This window comes from Streptomyces caelestis, from assembly GCF_001279005.1.
GTDB lineage: Bacteria > Actinomycetota > Actinomycetes > Streptomycetales > Streptomycetaceae > Streptomyces > Streptomyces heliomycini.
This window is the reverse complement of sequence record NZ_LGCN01000265.1, coordinates 158,960-175,009: the sequence shown is the minus strand read 5'-3', so window position 1 is coordinate 175,009 and position 16,050 is coordinate 158,960. Positions and strand designations below refer to the sequence as shown.

Annotated in this window: 11 protein-coding genes and 5 tRNA genes; 6 read left to right on the top strand and 10 right to left on the bottom strand. The window is 70.7% G+C overall.

From position 1 onward, the window contains the following. Positions 1-4: 4 nt before the first annotated feature. A complete protein-coding gene (gene leuC, locus ADK41_RS36510; RefSeq protein WP_030824709.1) occupies positions 5-1,435 on the bottom strand; it encodes a 3-isopropylmalate dehydratase large subunit in 1,431 nt (476 codons plus the stop codon). Between the two features lie 195 nt (positions 1,436-1,630). Between leuC and ndgR the strand changes: the two genes are divergently transcribed. Beyond that, the gene (gene ndgR, locus ADK41_RS36505) at positions 1,631-2,344 is read left to right on the top strand and encodes an IclR family transcriptional regulator NdgR (RefSeq protein WP_030824707.1); all 714 of its coding nucleotides are present in this window, start codon (positions 1,631-1,633) and stop codon (positions 2,342-2,344) included. A 127-nt stretch (positions 2,345-2,471) separates the two neighbouring features. Here the strand turns inward: ndgR and ADK41_RS36500 are convergent. The 9 genes from ADK41_RS36500 to ADK41_RS36460 form a co-directional block, all read right to left on the bottom strand. Beyond that, positions 2,472-2,544: transfer RNA gene (locus ADK41_RS36500), tRNA-Glu, on the bottom strand. 27 nt (positions 2,545-2,571) lie between these two features. Further along, positions 2,572-2,643: transfer RNA gene (locus tag ADK41_RS36495), tRNA-Gln, on the bottom strand. A gap of 21 nt (positions 2,644-2,664) precedes the next feature. Further along, positions 2,665-2,737, bottom strand: a tRNA-Glu gene (locus tag ADK41_RS36490). A 29-nt stretch (positions 2,738-2,766) separates the two neighbouring features. Continuing rightward, a tRNA-Glu gene (locus ADK41_RS36485) sits at positions 2,767-2,839 on the bottom strand. Positions 2,840-2,879: 40 nt separating this feature from the next. After that, positions 2,880-2,951 (bottom strand) — tRNA-Gln (locus ADK41_RS36480). Between the two features lie 92 nt (positions 2,952-3,043). Next, positions 3,044-3,778 (bottom strand): HAD family hydrolase, encoded by a 735-nt coding sequence (locus ADK41_RS36475; protein ID WP_030824704.1) that lies wholly within the window; start codon positions 3,776-3,778, stop codon positions 3,044-3,046. Between the two features lie 76 nt (positions 3,779-3,854). Then, a complete protein-coding gene (gene gltX / locus ADK41_RS36470) occupies positions 3,855-5,339 on the bottom strand; it encodes a glutamate--tRNA ligase (RefSeq protein ID WP_078661913.1) in 1,485 nt (494 codons plus the stop codon). Further along, on the bottom strand, positions 5,332-6,117 hold the full coding sequence (locus tag ADK41_RS36465) for a fumarylacetoacetate hydrolase family protein (RefSeq protein WP_030824698.1): 786 nt from the start codon (positions 6,115-6,117) through the stop codon (positions 5,332-5,334). Before ADK41_RS36465 ends, gltX begins: the two co-directional genes overlap by 8 nt. Positions 6,118-6,280: 163 nt before the next feature. Then, positions 6,281-6,472, bottom strand: a complete 192-nt coding sequence (locus ADK41_RS36460) for a hypothetical protein (protein WP_030824695.1) — start codon at positions 6,470-6,472, stop codon at positions 6,281-6,283. Positions 6,473-7,079: 607 nt separating this feature from the next. Between ADK41_RS36460 and ADK41_RS36455 the strand changes: the two genes are divergently transcribed. From ADK41_RS36455 to ADK41_RS36435, 5 genes are all read left to right on the top strand, one after another. Next, positions 7,080-10,880 (top strand): sensor histidine kinase, encoded by a 3,801-nt coding sequence (locus ADK41_RS36455; RefSeq protein WP_030824692.1) that lies wholly within the window; start codon positions 7,080-7,082, stop codon positions 10,878-10,880. A gap of 9 nt (positions 10,881-10,889) precedes the next feature. After that, entirely contained in the window at positions 10,890-11,303 is a 414-nt protein-coding gene (locus tag ADK41_RS36450; protein WP_003973453.1) for a roadblock/LC7 domain-containing protein, read from the top strand. A gap of 112 nt (positions 11,304-11,415) precedes the next feature. Beyond that, a complete protein-coding gene (locus ADK41_RS36445) occupies positions 11,416-11,811 on the top strand; it encodes a DUF742 domain-containing protein (protein WP_004924977.1) in 396 nt (131 codons plus the stop codon). Further along, positions 11,792-12,382, top strand: a complete 591-nt coding sequence (locus ADK41_RS36440) for a GTP-binding protein (RefSeq protein ID WP_004924982.1) — start codon at positions 11,792-11,794, stop codon at positions 12,380-12,382. The genes ADK41_RS36445 and ADK41_RS36440 overlap by 20 nt, the downstream gene beginning before the upstream one ends. A 382-nt stretch (positions 12,383-12,764) precedes the next feature. After that, the gene (locus tag ADK41_RS36435) at positions 12,765-16,043 is read left to right on the top strand and encodes a nitrate- and nitrite sensing domain-containing protein (protein ID WP_030824686.1); all 3,279 of its coding nucleotides are present in this window, start codon (positions 12,765-12,767) and stop codon (positions 16,041-16,043) included. The last annotated feature ends 7 nt before the right edge of the window (positions 16,044-16,050 follow it).

The following is a 16,050-nucleotide window of genomic DNA, read 5'->3' as shown; positions in this document are numbered from 1 at the left end:
CTGATCAGACTCCAGCGGGCGTACGGGCGTCGGCTGCGGCGAGGTCGGCCGGGGAGGCCAGGTGACCGAGGACCGCGGTGGCGGCGGCGACCTGCGGGGACACCAGGTGGGTGCGGCCGCCCTTGCCCTGCCGGCCCTCGAAGTTGCGGTTGGAGGTGGAGGCGGAGCGCTCACCGGGGGCGAGCTGGTCGGGGTTCATGCCCAGGCACATCGAGCAGCCCGCGTGCCGCCACTCGGCGCCGGCCTCCTTGAAGACCACGTCCAGGCCCTCCGAGACGGCCTGCAGACCCACCCGCGCGGAGCCCGGGACGACCAGCATCCGCACGCCGTCGGCGACTTTGCGGCCCTTGATGACGTCCGCGGCGGCGCGCAGGTCCTCGATGCGGCCGTTGGTGCAGGAACCTACGAAGACGGTGTCCACGTCGATGGAGCGCAGCTCCTGGCCGGCCTCCAACCCCATGTACTCCAGGGCCTTTTCGGCGGCGAGCCGCTCCGAGGCGTCCTCGTACGAAGCAGGGTCGGGGACGGACGCCGAAAGCGGGGCGCCCTGGCCCGGGTTGGTGCCCCAGGTGACGAACGGCGACAGCTCGGCGGCCTCGATGACCACCTCGGCGTCGAACACGGCGTCCTCGTCGGACCTCAGCGTCTTCCAGTAGGCGACGGCCGCGTCCCAGTCCTCGCCCTTCGGGGCGTGCGGACGGCCCTCGAGGTAGGCGAACGTCGTCTCGTCGGGGGCGATCATGCCCGCGCGGGCGCCGGCCTCGATCGACATGTTGCAGATGGTCATCCGGGCCTCCATCGAGAGCTTCTCGATGGCCTCGCCCCGGTACTCCAGGACGTAGCCCTGGCCGCCGCCGGTGCCGATCCTCGCGATGATCGCCAGGATCAGGTCCTTGGCCGTGACGCCCTCGGGCAGTTCGCCGTCGACCGTGATCGCCATGGTCTTCGGGCGGGCCATCGGCAGCGTCTGGGTGGCCAGGACGTGCTCGACCTGGGAGGTGCCGATGCCGAACGCGAGTCCGCCGAAGGCGCCGTGCGTGGAGGTGTGCGAGTCGCCGCAGACGACGGTCATGCCGGGCTGGGTCAGACCCAGCTGCGGGCCGACGACGTGCACGACGCCCTGCTCTACGTCGCCCAGCGGGTGCAGCCGGACACCGAACTCGGCGCAGTTCCTCCGCAGCGTCTCCAGCTGGACCCGGGAGACCGGGTCGGCGATCGGCTTGTCGATGTCGAGGGTGGGGGTGTTGTGGTCCTCGGTGGCGATGGTGAGGTCGAGACGGCGCACCCGGCGGCCGTTCTTGCGCAGGCCGTCGAAGGCCTGCGGGCTGGTCACCTCGTGCAGCAGGTGCAGATCGATGAAGAGGAGGTCGGGCTCGCCCTCGGCGCGCCGGACGACGTGGTCGTCCCAGACCTTCTCCGCGAGTGTCCTACCCATCGCTGTCCCTCCGGCCGGCAGATGGTGCGCCGGCCCAACTAGATCTGTGGGGAGACGGCGCCCGCACCCCTGCTCCCGGGCGTCCGCCGCCAGGCCCGGTGGTCCACGGGCCGCGTTGCTTCCGTGCATCCAGAGTGGCGGGTTCCACGGAAAATTGAACTTGCGTTTCACAGAGTGAGACGCAAGTATCGTTGCATGGACAACAGTAGCGGCGTCGGCGTTCTGGACAAGGCAGCCCTCGTCCTGAGCGCTCTGGAGTCCGGTCCGGCCACCCTCGCGGGGTTGGTCGCGGCGACCGGACTGGCACGACCCACGGCCCATCGCCTGGCCGTGGCGCTGGAACACCACCGCATGGTGGCGCGCGACATGCAGGGCCGTTTCATCCTCGGCCCGCGCCTGGCCGAACTGGCCGCGGCGGCGGGCGAGGACCGGCTGCTCGCCACGGCGGGCCCGGTGCTCACGCACCTGCGCGACGTGACCGGCGAGAGCGCCCAGCTCTACCGCCGCCAGGGCGACATGCGCATCTGCGTCGCCGCGGCGGAGCGCCTCTCGGGCCTGCGGGACACGGTGCCGGTGGGTTCCACGCTGACGATGAAGGCCGGTTCCTCGGCGCAGATCCTGATGGCCTGGGAGGAGCCGGAGCGGCTGCACCGGGGCCTGCAGGGCGCCCGGTTCACGGCGACGGCCCTCTCGGGCGTACGACGCCGGGGCTGGGCCCAGTCGATCGGCGAGCGCGAGCCGGGCGTGGCGTCCGTCTCCGCGCCGGTGCGCGGGCCGTCGAACCGCGTGGTGGCCGCCGTCTCGGTCTCCGGCCCCATCGAGCGCCTGTCCCGTCACCCGGGCCGGATGCACGCCCAGGCCGTCATCGACGCCGCCGGCCGCCTGTCCGAGGCGCTGCGCCGGTCCTGAACCCCGTCCGTACCGTCCCGTGGGAAGGGCCCGCCTCAACGCCGCGGCGGGCCCTTCCCCGGTTCCGGGTACGGTGCCGTTCCGGTACGCCGAAGGCCCTCCACCGAGGTGGAGGGCCTTCACTGTGTACCCCCGACCGGATTCGAACCGGCGCTACCGCCTTGAGAGGGCGGCGTGCTAGGCCGCTACACAACGGGGGCGTGGATCACGCGTCGCCGCGGATCCTGCTGGTCTACCTGGACTCGAACCAAGACTAACTGAACCAGAATCAGTCGTGCTGCCAATTACACCATAGACCAATGATGGTTTAGACCAGTCAGTACCCCCGACCGGATTCGAACCGGCGCTACCGCCTTGAGAGGGCGGCGTGCTAGGCCGCTACACAACGGGGGCCCTAGCAGTCCCGAGATGATCGGAACCAGTACCCCCGACCGGATTCGAACCGGCGCTACTGCCTTGAGAGGGCAGCGTGCTAGGCCGCTACACAACGGGGGCTTTGCGGATCGGATCCGCAGGTGCAGATGAGCTCTGCGAGCTGGCCTACCTGGACTCGAACCAAGACTAACTGAACCAGAATCAGTCGTGCTGCCAATTACACCATAGGCCACTGGAACGCAAGCCCCTGAGGGGTTCTTGTTCTAGTTCTGCGCTTGGGGGTTCCGGCCTTCCGGCCCGCTCCCCCGCGGCGCAGGAAGAACATTACCCGAAGGTGGACGGGGCTCCAAAACGAGTATCGGCGGCGAGTACCGCCGGGAGTTCGGAGAGAGAGGCGATACGGCGTGGCCCCATGGGCGGCTCGACGGCCACCCACGCCTTCCCGCGGTCGATCCACACCGACAGCAGTCCCGCCTCCGCGGCGCCCCGGGCGTCGATCTCCGGGTGGTCGCCGACGTACGCCACCTGGTCCGGGGGCAGCCCCAGCGCGTCGCAGGCGGCGAGGAACGCGCCGGCCTCGGGCTTGGAGACGCCCAGCTCGGCGGCGCACAGGATGGCCTCGAAGCGGTCGTGGACGCCGAGGACGCGCAGCTTGCGGTCCTGGACCTGGAGGCTGGAGTTGGAGAGCACGGCGTGGCGGTGACTGGCGGCGAGGGCGTCGAGGACGGGCAGCACGTCCGGGAAGAGGCTCCAGGCGGACTCGTAGTGCGTGACGTACCGCCGGAACCAGTCGTCGGCCTCGGCGTCCGTCAGCTCCGGCCGGCCCAGGAAGACCCGGGTGCGGTCGCGCCGCTGCGTCTCGAAGTCCACCTCCCGCGCGGCGAACCGCGCCCACTGCTGCTCGGTCACCTCCCGCCAGCGCTCCAGCGCCTCCTCGGCCGATCCGTACCCGGCGAGGAGTCCTTCGGCCGCCAGGTGGGCGCGCATGCCCTCGCGGTCGGCGGTGGTGTAGTCGAAAAGCGTGTCGTCGACGTCCCAGACAACTGCTCGGATCACCATGGGACCGACGGTACCGGGGAACGTGCAGGGGCGGCGCCCGGACGGTTCCGGGCGCCGCCCCTGCACGGCCTGCGGGCTACGCGGTGAGCTTGCTCAGCGCCGCGTCGATCCTGGCCAGCGTCTTCTCCTTGCCCAGGACCTCCAGGGACTCGAAGAGCGGCAGGCCGACCGTGCGGCCGGTGACGGCGACGCGGACCGGGGCCTGGGCCTTGCCGAGCTTGAGGCCGTGGGCCTCGCCGGCGGCCAGGACGGCCTCCTTGAGGGACTCGGGGGACGTCCAGTCCGCCGCGTCCAGCTTCTCGCGGGCCGTGCGGAGCAGGGCGTCGGAGCCCTCCTTCATGGCCTTGTTCCAGGACGCCTCGTCGAGGACCGGCTCCGGCAGGAACAGGAAGTCGACGTTGTCCGTGATCTCGGAGAGGACCTTGAGGCGGGTCTGCGCGTGCGGGGCGATGGCCTGCCACTTGGCCTCGTCGAAGGCCTCCGGGGCCCAGGGCGCGAAGGGGGCCTTGAGCCAGGGCGCGCAGCGCTCGGTGAAGTCCTTCACGTCGAGCATGCGGATGTGGTCGCCGTTGATCGCCTCGCACTTCTTCAGGTCGAAGCGGGCCGGGTTCGGCTGCACGTCCGTGACGTCGAAGGCCGCGACCATCTCGTCGACGGAGAAGACGTCCTGGTCGGCGGAGAGCGACCAGCCGAGCAGGGAGAGGTAGTTGAGCAGGCCCTCGGGGAGGAAGCCGCGCTCGCGGTAGAGGTTGAGGGACGACTGCGGGTCGCGCTTGGAGAGCTTCTTGTTGCCCTCGCCCATCACGTACGGCAGATGTCCGAAGGCGGGGGTCCGCTGGGCGATGCCCAGCTCGGTGAGCGCCTTGTAGAGGGCGATCTGGCGCGGGGTGGAGGAGAGCAGGTCCTCGCCGCGCAGGACGTGGGTGATCTCCATCAGGGCGTCGTCGACCGGGTTGACCAGTGTGTACAGCGGGGCGCCGTTGGCGCGGACGATGCCGTAGTCCGGGACGTTCTCCGGGGTGAAGGTCAGCTCGCCGCGGACCAGGTCGGTGAAGGTGATCGTCTCGTCGGGCATCCGGAAGCGGACGATCGGCTCGCGGCCCTGGGCCTTGTAGTCCTCGACCTGGGCGCCGGTCAGCTCGCGGCAGTGGCCGTCGTAGCCGGAGGGCCTGCCGGCGGCGCGGGCGGCCTCGCGGCGGCTGTCCAGCTCCTCCTGGGAGCAGTAGCAGTGGTAGGCGTGGCCGGCGTCGAGCAGCTTCCGCGCGACGTCCTTGTAGAGGTCCATGCGCTGCGACTGGCGGTACGGCGCGTGCGGGCCGCCGACCTCGGGGCCCTCGTCCCAGTCGAAGCCCAGCCAGCGCATGGAGTCGAGCAGCTGGTCGTAGGACTCCTCGGAGTCGCGGGCCGCGTCGGTGTCCTCGATGCGGAAGACCAGGGTGCCGCCGTGGTGCTTGGCGAACGCCCAGTTGAACAGGGCGGTGCGGACCAGGCCCACATGGGGGTTACCGGTGGGCGACGGGCAGAAACGGACGCGTACGGGGGAGCCGGATGCGCTAGCCACGCTTGACAACCTTGTTGGTGAGAGTGCCGATGCCTTCGATGGTGACGGCGACCTCGTCGCCGACGTTGAGGGGGCCGACCCCAGCCGGGGTGCCCGTGAGGATGACGTCGCCCGGGAGCAGGGTCATGGCCTCGGAGATGTTGACGATCAGGTCCTCGATGGAGTGGATCATCTCGCTGGTGCGGCCGAGCTGGCGCTGGGCGCCGTTGACCGTGAGCTGGATGGTCAGGTCGCCCGCGGCGGCGATGTCGATGTCCGTCTCCACCCAGGGGCCGAGCGGACAGGAGGTGTCGAAGCCCTTGGCCCGCGCCCACTGCTTCTCGCGCTTCTGGACGTCGCGCGCGGTGATGTCGTTGGCGCAGGTGTAGCCGAAGACCACGTCCTTGACGCGCTCGCGCGGGACCTCGCGGCACATCCGGCCGATCACCACGGCCAGCTCGGCCTCGTGGTGCACCTCCTGGGAGAAGGAGGGGTACTGGATCTCGTCGCCGGGGCCGATCACCGAGGTGGAGGGCTTGAAGAAGGCGAAGGGGGCGTCGGGTACCTCGTTGCCCAGCTCCTTCGCGTGGTCGGCGTAGTTGCGGCCGAAGGCGACGACCTTGTTGGGGAGCACCGGGGGCAGCAGCCTGACCTTGCTCAGCGGGACCTTGGTGCCGGAGAGCTCGAAGTCCGCGAACGGGATGCCCTTGATGATGTCCAGGACGAGTTCGTCCTGGCGGTCGCCCTCGACCGCGCCGAAGGCGACGTTCCCGTCGATGGAGAATCTGGCGATGCGCACGGGATGCTTGTCCCCTTGACCGATCGGCTGAAGTCTGACGCTCCAGGCTAACGCGCAGGGGTCCTCGCCCCACGCAGCAACGAGGGGCGCCCCCGTGGTCGTGGGGGCGCCCCTCGTCCGGCGGCCTTGAGCGTTTCGCGGCCGGCGTCCGTATGGACCGGTGTCACTTCGCGGCGGCGTCGGCCGCGACCGGGATCTCCATGAGGACGGTGCGCTTGGGGTTGGCAGTCTGGGCCGGGAGGTCGACGGTGTGCTCCTGCTGGACCGGCGTCTGCAGTTCGTCCGCGCCGTCCAGGTGGGCCAGCGTGGTGCGCCGCGGGTTGGCGATCTTGTGGAACATCATCGTCGTCTTCACTGTTTTCTCGACCCTGTCCTGTTCACGGGCGCCCGGAGGGGGGTAGGAGACCCCGGTGAGGGCGCGGGTTGTCGGTTCTGCCGTCCCTGTAAAGCGTCAGGCTAAACATCCGATTCCCCGCCGACTGGGGCCGGAGCCTCCGATCAAGGTGTGAGTTTGCTCACGGGATGCCGGACAAACCACCCATTCCGACTCGGGCCCCACCGAGAAGGAATCGGACATTCGCCACCTGAAGCCATCATTCCGCTCCCGATCATGGCGTCTGGGACACCCGGGTCACCCTGTCGACTCGCGGGCATACGCCCCTTATGGGGGAGGTCGCCTCCTACCCCCGGTGACCCGCCACTCACGTGGTGTCACGTATCCCACCTGTAAGGCGATGGCCCTTGTTGGAGATCCTGCACTGTGCTGGAATTCCACGGAACCGCCGCAGGATCGAGCCGGCGCACAGGGGGCGCACAGACGCGCCGAGTGGCGGGCGAGAAGGGGGAACCAGCGCCGGTCACTCACGACCACCACGGGGGCGTATTCAGGGCGCCCCTATGACGCCGACACCGTGCCTCGCCGTTCACGCGGAGAGGTGCCTGGTTCAGAGGTTGCGACGCTAGTGCAGGGACGTTTCAAGAGGGATGGCAGCGCTTCGGCGGAGCCGGAGCCGCACGGCGGGACTGGCCCCAAGGCCGTCAGCTCCTCGCCCCAGCACGCCCAGAACCAAGGCCCGACCGCGCCCGGGAACGGCGGCGAAGGTTCCGCCGCGCCGGCCGGAGCACCGGGTCCCGCGTCGGCCGCGCCGAAGGGTCCGACCGGTCCGGGGCCGCGAATAGCCCTGCGGAACTGGCGGATCTCGACCCGTCTGGTGTCGCTGCTCGCCCTCCCGGTGGTCGCGGCCACCTCGCTGGGCGCGCTGCGCATCAACCAGTCGATGGACGACATCCAGCAGCTCGACAACATGAAGCTGCTGACGGACATGACCAAGCAGGCCACCGAGCTGGCCCACGCGCTCCAGGAGGAGCGCGACCAGTCGGCCGGCCCGCTGGCGCACGGCGGCAAGGCCACCGACTTCTCGGTCAAGGGCTACCGCGAGAAGACCGACCGGGCGCGCAACGTCTTCATCGACAGCTCCGAGGAGATCGACGACGCCAGCAAGGACGGCAACCTCAAGGGCGTCCGCGACAACCTGGTGCAGCTCGCCGGTGAGCTGGGCGAGCTCGAGAAAATCCGCAACACGGCGTTCCAGTCGGAGGAGAACTCCACACAGACCGTCGAGGGGTACCACCGTCTGATCGAGAAGCTGGTCGAGCTCTCGCAGGACATGGCGGAGGCGACCAGCAACCCCGAGATGATCCAGCGCACCCGCGCCCTGGCGTCCTTCTCCTCCGCCAAGGAGTACGCGTCGATCCAGCGCGCGGTCCTCGCCGCGGCGCTGCCCACCAGCAACACCACCAAGGGCAAGCTCTCCGACAACGACCGGCTCTACGCCGAGTCCGCGCTGGCGAACCAGAAGTCCGAGATCCGCAGCTTCAAGACCGTCTACGGCGATGTCGCCGCCACCGAGCTGCTGCTGCCGATCGAGGAGGGCAACAGCACGATCAAGGCCACCGACGAGTACGCCGGTCGTGCCCTGGCCTCGGAGTTCGGCCTCGCGTCGGTCGGCAAGCGGTCCTACCGCGACTGGCTGGACGACAGCTCCATCAAGCTCCAGCAGATGAAGAACATCGAGCTCTATCTGCTCGAGGAGATGGAACAGCAGGCCCGTGAGCTGCGCAGCGCCACCGAGCGCGACGCGATCATCTCCGGTGTGCTGATCCTGCTCGTGCTCGGTGTGTCGCTGGTCGGCGCCTTCGTCGTGGCCCGCTCCATGATCCGCTCGCTGCGCCGGCTGGAGGAGACCGCCACCAAGGTCGCCCAGGAACGCCTGCCCGAGCTGGTCAAGCAGCTCTCCGAGTCCGACCCGCAGGACGTCGACACGTCCGTGGAGTCGGTCGGTGTGCACTCCCGGGACGAGATCGGCAAGGTGGCCGCGGCCTTCGACGACGTGCACCGCGAGGCGGTCCGCCTCGCCGCCGAGCAGGCCCTGCTGCGGGGCAACGTCAACGCGATGTTCACCAACCTCTCGCGCCGCTCCCAGGGTCTGATCCAGCGCCAGCTGTCGCTGATCTCCGAGCTGGAGTCCCGCGAGGCCGACCCGGACCAGCTGTCCTCGCTGTTCAAGCTGGACCACCTCGCCACGCGTATGCGCCGTAACGGTGAGAACCTGCTGGTTCTCGCGGGCGAGGAGCCCGGCCGCCGGTGGACCCGCCCGGTCCCCCTGGTCGACGTGCTCCGTGCCGCCGCCTCCGAGGTGGAGCAGTACGAGCGCATCGAGCTGGCCTCCGTGCCGAGCACCGAAGTGGCCGGCCGCGTGGTCAACGACCTCGTGCACCTGCTCGCCGAGCTCCTCGAGAACGCGACCTCGTTCTCCTCGCCGCAGACCAAGGTCAAGGTCACCGGTCACGCGCTGCCCGACGGCCGGGTGCTGATCGAGATCCACGACACCGGTATCGGTCTGTCGCCGGAGGACCTGGCGGCGATCAACGAGCGGCTCGCCTCGCCGCCCACCGTGGACGTCTCCGTCTCCCGCCGCATGGGTCTGTTCGTGGTCGGCCGTCTGTCGCAGCGCCACGGCATCCGCATCCAGCTGCGTCCGTCCGACTCCGGTGGTACGACCGCGCTGGTCATGCTGCCCGTCGACGTCGCCCAGGGCGGCAGGAAGCCGCAGGGCAAGCCGGGTCAGCCGGGCGCCGGCGGCGGTGGCCCCGCCGCCGCGCAGGCGGCCGCGGGCGCCGCGGCCGCACGGCGTGCCGCCGGCGCCGGCCAGTCCGCCGGCGGTGCTCTCGGCGCCGGCGCGCCCGGCGGTGGCCGGCTCGGCGCCGGCCAGGGTCCGCGGACCGCGCTGCCCGGGCGGGACGGCACGGGCCGGCCCGACGGAGCGCGGGGGCCGCAGGGCCAGCCGGGCAACTCCACGCCGTCGCTGTTCGACCGGGGTGCTCCCGGTGCGGCTCCGCAGGGCCGTCCGGCTCCGGCCGGCTTCGGCGGCCAGCTGCCCGGCGCCCCGCAGGGCATGCAGGCCGCGGGACCGGACGGACAGCAGGAGCAGGACGCCTTCGGCGGCGGTCGCGGCCAGGTGCCGCCGCAGCGCGGCGGCGGAAAGCCCGAGCGCGGCCGCCGTCCGCAGCTGCCGCCGCGCGGTGGTGCGCGCCCGGAACTGCCCGGCGGCGACCAGCAGCAGCCGCGCGTGCCCAGCTGGAGCGACGAGAACGCCCAGCCGCCGGTGCCGCGCGCCTCGCTGGACGCCCCGCGCGGTCACGAGGAGCCGGACGCCGCCCGTACCTCGGCCATGCCCCGGTTCGACGACCGGCAGGGCCCCGGCGCGACGGCGGAGATCCCCCGGTTCGACGAGCGTCAGAACCCCGGCGCGCCCGCCTACGGCGCCCCCGGCGCCGACGCCCCGCAGAACACCGGCCAGTACGCCCAGCCCGGTGCGAACGGCGCCCAGAACACGGGTCAGTTCGTCCGCGGTGACATCTTCGGCGCCTCGCAGGGCGGTCCGGGTGGGCAGAACCCGGCCGTGACGGGCCAGTTCCCCGCCCCGCAGGGCTACGACAACGGTTCCACCGGCCAGTTCCAGATGCCGGACCGGGACAACGGCGCCACGGGCCGTCACTCCCTCCCGGGGCGTCCGAACGCCGCGGACCCGGCCGTCACCGGTCAGTTCGAGCGTCCGCAGCCGAACGACACGTACGACACGTACGGAGCCGGCCCGGCCGCCCCGCGTCCGCCGGCCCCGCAGCAGCGGCCGGTCCATCCGGAACAGCAGGGCGACGGCGGCGCCGCGCGGCGGCCCGACGAGCGCGCGGTGTCCGACGCGTGGGCGCTGCCGCCCGCGTCCGGCCCGGGCGACGGCCGCACGCCGCTGTACGACACACTGGAGACCAACTGGTTCCACGGCGGTGGCGGGCAGGAGCAGGACAACGGCTCGGCTCCGGCGCACCAGCAGCAGCACCAACAGCACCAACAGCCCCAGCAACAACAGCAGCAGCCGCAGGGCCCCACCGGCCCGCAGCGGTCCGCTTCCACCGCCTGGCGCAGCTCGCCCAACGACGAGCTGGTCCGGCAGGCCGAACGCGTCCGGCAGCCGGCCGCGGGCGGCGTCACCACCTCCGGCCTGCCGCGCCGGGTACCCAAGGCGAACCTCGTCCCGGGTACGGCTCAGCAGCAACAGCACCAGAGCGGTCCTCAGGTCTCGCGCGCCCCCGATGACGTGCGCGGCCGGCTGACCAATCTCCGTCGGGGTATCGCACAGGGTCGTCAGGCCGGCACCACCCAGACCGGCACCTTCCCGAACCCCACTCACCAGCAGGAGCGTTAGTTGAGCCCGATGAGCCAGGCGGCACAGAACCTCAACTGGTTGATCACCAACTTCGTGGACAACACCCCCGGGGTGTCCCACACCGTCGTCGTGTCCGCCGACGGTCTCCTGCTGGCCATGTCCGAGGGGTTCCCGCGCGACCGCGCGGACCAGCTCGCGGCCGTCGCTTCGGGACTGACCTCCCTGACGGCCGGCGCCTCCCGGATCTTCGAAGGCGGCAACGTGGCCCAGACGGTCGTCGAGATGGAGCGGGGATTCCTCTTCCTCATGTCCGTCTCGGACGGCTCGTCCCTGGCCGTTCTCGCGCACCCCGAGTGCGACATCGGCCTCGTCGGCTACGAGATGGCGCTCCTGGTCGACCGTGCGGGGGCGGTCCTCACCCCGGACCTGCGCGCCGAGCTACAGGGAAGTCTGCTCCACTGATCGGCCCCGGCACCACCCGTCTCACCAAATCACCGTCCGGCCGCCACATTTCCCCCCACCGGCCCCGTCAGACGGCTTGACTGACCGACTTGCTGTCCCGCCCGGAGGACCCATGACCCCGCCCACCGCTTCTCATGATCCGTACGCGGAGCCGTACGAGGACGAGGGCGACCAGCCACTGGTGCGTCCCTATGCGATGACAGGTGGCCGGACCAGGCCGCGTTATCAGCTGGCCATCGAGGCACTAATCAGTACGACGGCAGACCCGGCAGCGCTCATGGGGCTCCTTCCGGAGCACCAGCGCATCTGCCACCTGTGCCGTGAGGTGAAGTCGGTCGCCGAGGTCTCGGCGCTGCTCAACATGCCACTGGGTGTTGCCCGGATCCTGGTGGCCGACTTGGCGGAGGCGGGTCTCGTCGCCGTGCACCAGCCGGGCGGCGACGAGACGACCGGCGCCCCCGATGTGACACTGCTCGAAAGGGTGCTCAGTGGACTTCGCAAGCTCTAGCGGCGGGACGGTCTCCGAAAACCGTGCCACCACGTCCGCGAAGATCGTGGTGGCGGGCGGCTTCGGCGTGGGCAAGACCACGTTCGTCGGCGCCGTATCGGAGATCAACCCGCTGCGTACGGAGGCCGTCATGACGTCCGCTTCGGCGGGCATCGACGACCTCACCCACACCGGGGACAAGACCACCACCACGGTGGCCATGGACTTCGGCCGCATCACCCTGGACCAGGACCTGATCCTGTACCTGTTCGGCACGCCCGGTCAGGACCGCTTCTGGTTCATGTGGGACGACCTGGTGCGCGGCGCCATCGGCGCGGTGGTCCTGGTGGACACCCGCCGACTGGCGGACTGCTTCCCGGCGGTGGACTACTTCGAGAACTCGGGTCTTCCCTTCGTGGTCGCCCTCAACGGGTTCGACGGGCAGCAGCCCTACCAGCCGGAAGAGGTGCGCGAGGCGCTGCAGATCGGGCCCGACACCCCGATCATCACCACCGACGCCCGGCACCGCGCGGACGCGAAGAGCGCGCTGATCACTTTGGTCGAGCACGCCCTCATGGCGCGCCTCAGGTAGAACCGCACCAGCACGAGAAGCGGCGTACGGCGGTTGTCGTGGCCGCACCGGAGCCGGCTGTGTCCTTTGACACGGCCGGCCCCTGCGTTCATAACGTTTCGGCAGAGGAATCGGGAGAGGCCGACACGCGACGCGGTCGCGCGGTGCCGCTGCGCGCACGACCGGCCCGCCTTTTGCCGCCGCTCGCTCTGTATGACCGTTTTATCTGGGACTTACCTCACTCGGGTTTTCCGCCTTCCAGTGTTTGGAAGAGCGTTGGTCGGCATGCTGGAATGCCTGAACTGCCCAATAGTCAAAGACGTAATCCTTGGTCGATGGCACACCGGGCTCTGAGACACAGCGGCACAACGATGGTGCCGACCGCCGAGAGGTTGTTGGTCGAGTGAGGCGAAGCACGAACAGTTCCGAGCCATCGGCCCGGGGCAACTTCACGCCGCCGCCGCGCACAGCGGCGCCCGCCCCCGTGCCCGGTCCCGAACCGACGGCCGCACCCGCCAAGAGCGGCGGTCGCCTTTCCCCGCGCAACTGGCGCGTGACGACCAGACTGAACGCGATCCTGCTCATACCCGTGCTGGTCGGCCTGGTCATGGGCGGCTTCCAGGTGAAGGGCTCGATCGACACCTGGAACGAGGCCGAGGACGCGGAGAACACCGCGCGTCTGGTGCGCGCCTCCCTCACGTACGCCGACGCCCTCTACAACGAGCGGGACGTCACCGCGGTCCCGCTGCTGCAGGGCAAGGGCACGAGCGACCCGGACGTCACCAAGGCCCGCGCCGCGACCGACAAGGCCGCCGACGCCTTCGACGAGGCCGCGCGGAGCATGCCGGACAAGCCCGGTCTGAAGCGCCGGATGGACCTGTTCCGCAAGGCCGAGCCCCAGCTGACCGCGCTGCGCGCCGCCGCGTACACCTCCAAGCTCAAAGGGGTCGCGACCGAAGAGGGCTACGTCACCGTCGCCCACCCCCTGATGGAGCTCGCCAACGAACTCGGCCTCGGCACCGGCAACGTCACCAGCTACGGACGTACGGTCTACGCGATCTCGCTGACCAAGTCGGCACTGTCGCTGGAGCGTTCCATCGGCATGCATCTGCTGGTGAAGCCCGGCCCGACCGACAGCCAGCTCGCCAGCCAGCGCGTCGCCCTCTCCTCCTACGCCTACCTCGAGCGCATCGCCGTCGAGGAGTACAGGGGCGGTGGCACCGAGGCCGACGTGGAGAAGCTGGAGCAGACCGCGCAGCGGATCCAGGCCGAGGGCACGGCCATGGCCCGGGAGGCCGAGCAGAGCGACCCGGACTACGTGGCGCCGCCCGCGAAGACGGAGACGATGATCTCCGAGCTGGGCCGGCTTCCCTCCACGGACGCGTCCGCCCGCGCCGAACTCGCCGCTCAGGGCATCACCCCCGCCAACTGGTGGGCCGTGAACACCCTCAAGTTCGACGGTTACCGCGAGATCGAGTCCGACCTCACCGACACCGCGGTGAGCGAGGCCTCGCAGATCGCCGACGACGCCCAGCGCGACGCCCTCATCACCGGTGCCGCCGTGGTGATCGCCCTGCTCGCCGCGTTCGTCCTGGCCGGCATGGTGGCCCGCCAGATGAGCCGCTCCATGCGCCAGCTGCGCAACGCCGCCTTCGGCATCGCCGAACAGCGCCTGCCGATGCTGGTCGACCAGCTCTCGCGCACCGACCCCGGCCGGGTCGACACCAAGGTCGCGCCGATCCCGATCTCCTCCACCGACGAGATCGGCGAGGTCGCCCGCGCCTTCGACCAGGTCCACCGCGAGGCCGTCCGGCTCGCCTCCGAGCAGGCGCTGCTGCGGGGCAACATCAACGCGATCTTCACCAACCTGTCGCGCCGCAACCAGTCGCTGATCGAGGGCCAGCTGAGCCTGATCACCGACCTGGAGAACAACGAGGCCGACCCGGACCAGCTGGAGAGCCTCTTCCGCCTGGACCACCTCGCGACCCGTATGCGCCGCAACGGCGAGAACCTCCTCGTCCTCGCCGGCGAGGAGCCCGGCCGCCGCTGGGACCAGCCGGTGCCGCTGGTCGACGTGTTGCGCGCCGCCTCCTCCGAGGTGGAGCAGTACGAGCGCATCGAGCTGTCCGGCGTCCCCGAGGCCGAGATCCACGGCCGCGCGGTGACCGACCTCGTGCACCTGCTCGCCGAGCTCCTGGAGAACGCCACCACGTTCTCCTCGCCCCAGACCAAGGTCCGCGTCACCGCGACCCGTCTCCCCGACGGCCGTGTGATGGTCGAGATCCACGACAAGGGCATCGGCCTCACCGCCGAGGACTTCGCCGACATCAACCACAAGCTGGCCAACCCGCCGACCGTGGACGTCGCGATCTCGCAGCGCATGGGCCTGTTCGTGGTCGGCCGGCTGTCCGACCGGCACGGCATCCGGGTCCAGCTGCGCCCCTCGGGCGAGCAGGCCGGCACCACGTCGCTGGTCATGCTGCCGGACGCGATCACCCACGGTGGCGGCGGCGAGCAGCAGGTGAACAGGGACGAGTTCACGGTCTCGCAGATCATCCCGGAGCAGAACTTCCCGGGCGAGGACTTCGGCCGGCAGCCGCTGCGCACCGCCGCGGAGCTGGGCTTCGACGACAGCCGCTACTCCGAGGGCCCGGACGGCATACGCGATCTGGACCCGGTCGGCCGTTCCCTGATGCGCGAGGAGCGCCGGGCGGCCCTGGAGTCCCAGGCGCCGTCCGAGCCGACCGCCGCGAACACCCAGGAGAATCCCGGGGCGTCCGCCTACCCGGACGGGTTCGCCGCCCCGCAGGGCTACGGCGACGGCCAGGGTTACCACGGCGACGGCCAGGGCTTCGACGGCGGCTACCAGGAGCGGCAGAACGCCGGGTACGACCAGCAGGCGTACGACGACGGGCAGCAGAGGGCGTACGAGGAGCCGCAGCAGCAGACGTACGGCGAGGGGTTCTACGCGCCGGACGGCCGGCCGGCGCAGAACGACGGTTTCTCGTCCGACGGCGGCTACCCGGACCCCTCCTACCCGGAGCCGCTCCAGGACGGCGGCGCGGCGGCGGGTGCCGCCGACCCCTTCTCGTCCTTCACCGGACGGCGCCAGGAGGACGACTGGCCGCAGCAGGGCGGTTACCGGAACGGTCACCCGGACCAGTACCCTGCTCAGGCCCCGGAGTCGGAAAATACGCAGGCCGCTGACGCGCGTGAGCAGGACGGCGTAGGCTTCGACCGTCCGGGAACGGCTGCCTCCGACGTCCACGCGTTGACCGACGCCGGCCTTCCCCGCCGCGGATCCACCGCGGGTGGCGCGAACGGCTCGGGCGGCGCACGGCGCATGGACCAGGAGCCGCATGCTTCCACTCCGGAGGGTGACGGCGGCAGCGGCTGGCGTTCGGCGAACGACGAGCGCTGGCAGCAGGCATCGTCGCTCCGGAAGCCCAAGGCGGGCGGAGTGACCTCCTCCGGCCTGCCGCGGCGGGTCCCCAAGGCCAACCTGGTCGAGGGAGCCGCCGAAACCACCCCTCAGGGAGGCCCCCAGGTCTCCCGCGCCCCGGAAGACGTCCGGGGCAGGCTGAGCAACCTGCGACGCGGTGTCCAACGGGGCCGTAGCGCGGGCAGTGAAACGAACGGTCAGGGCTTCGGTTCTGACAGCACCTACAACCAGGAGCGTTAGTGTGAGC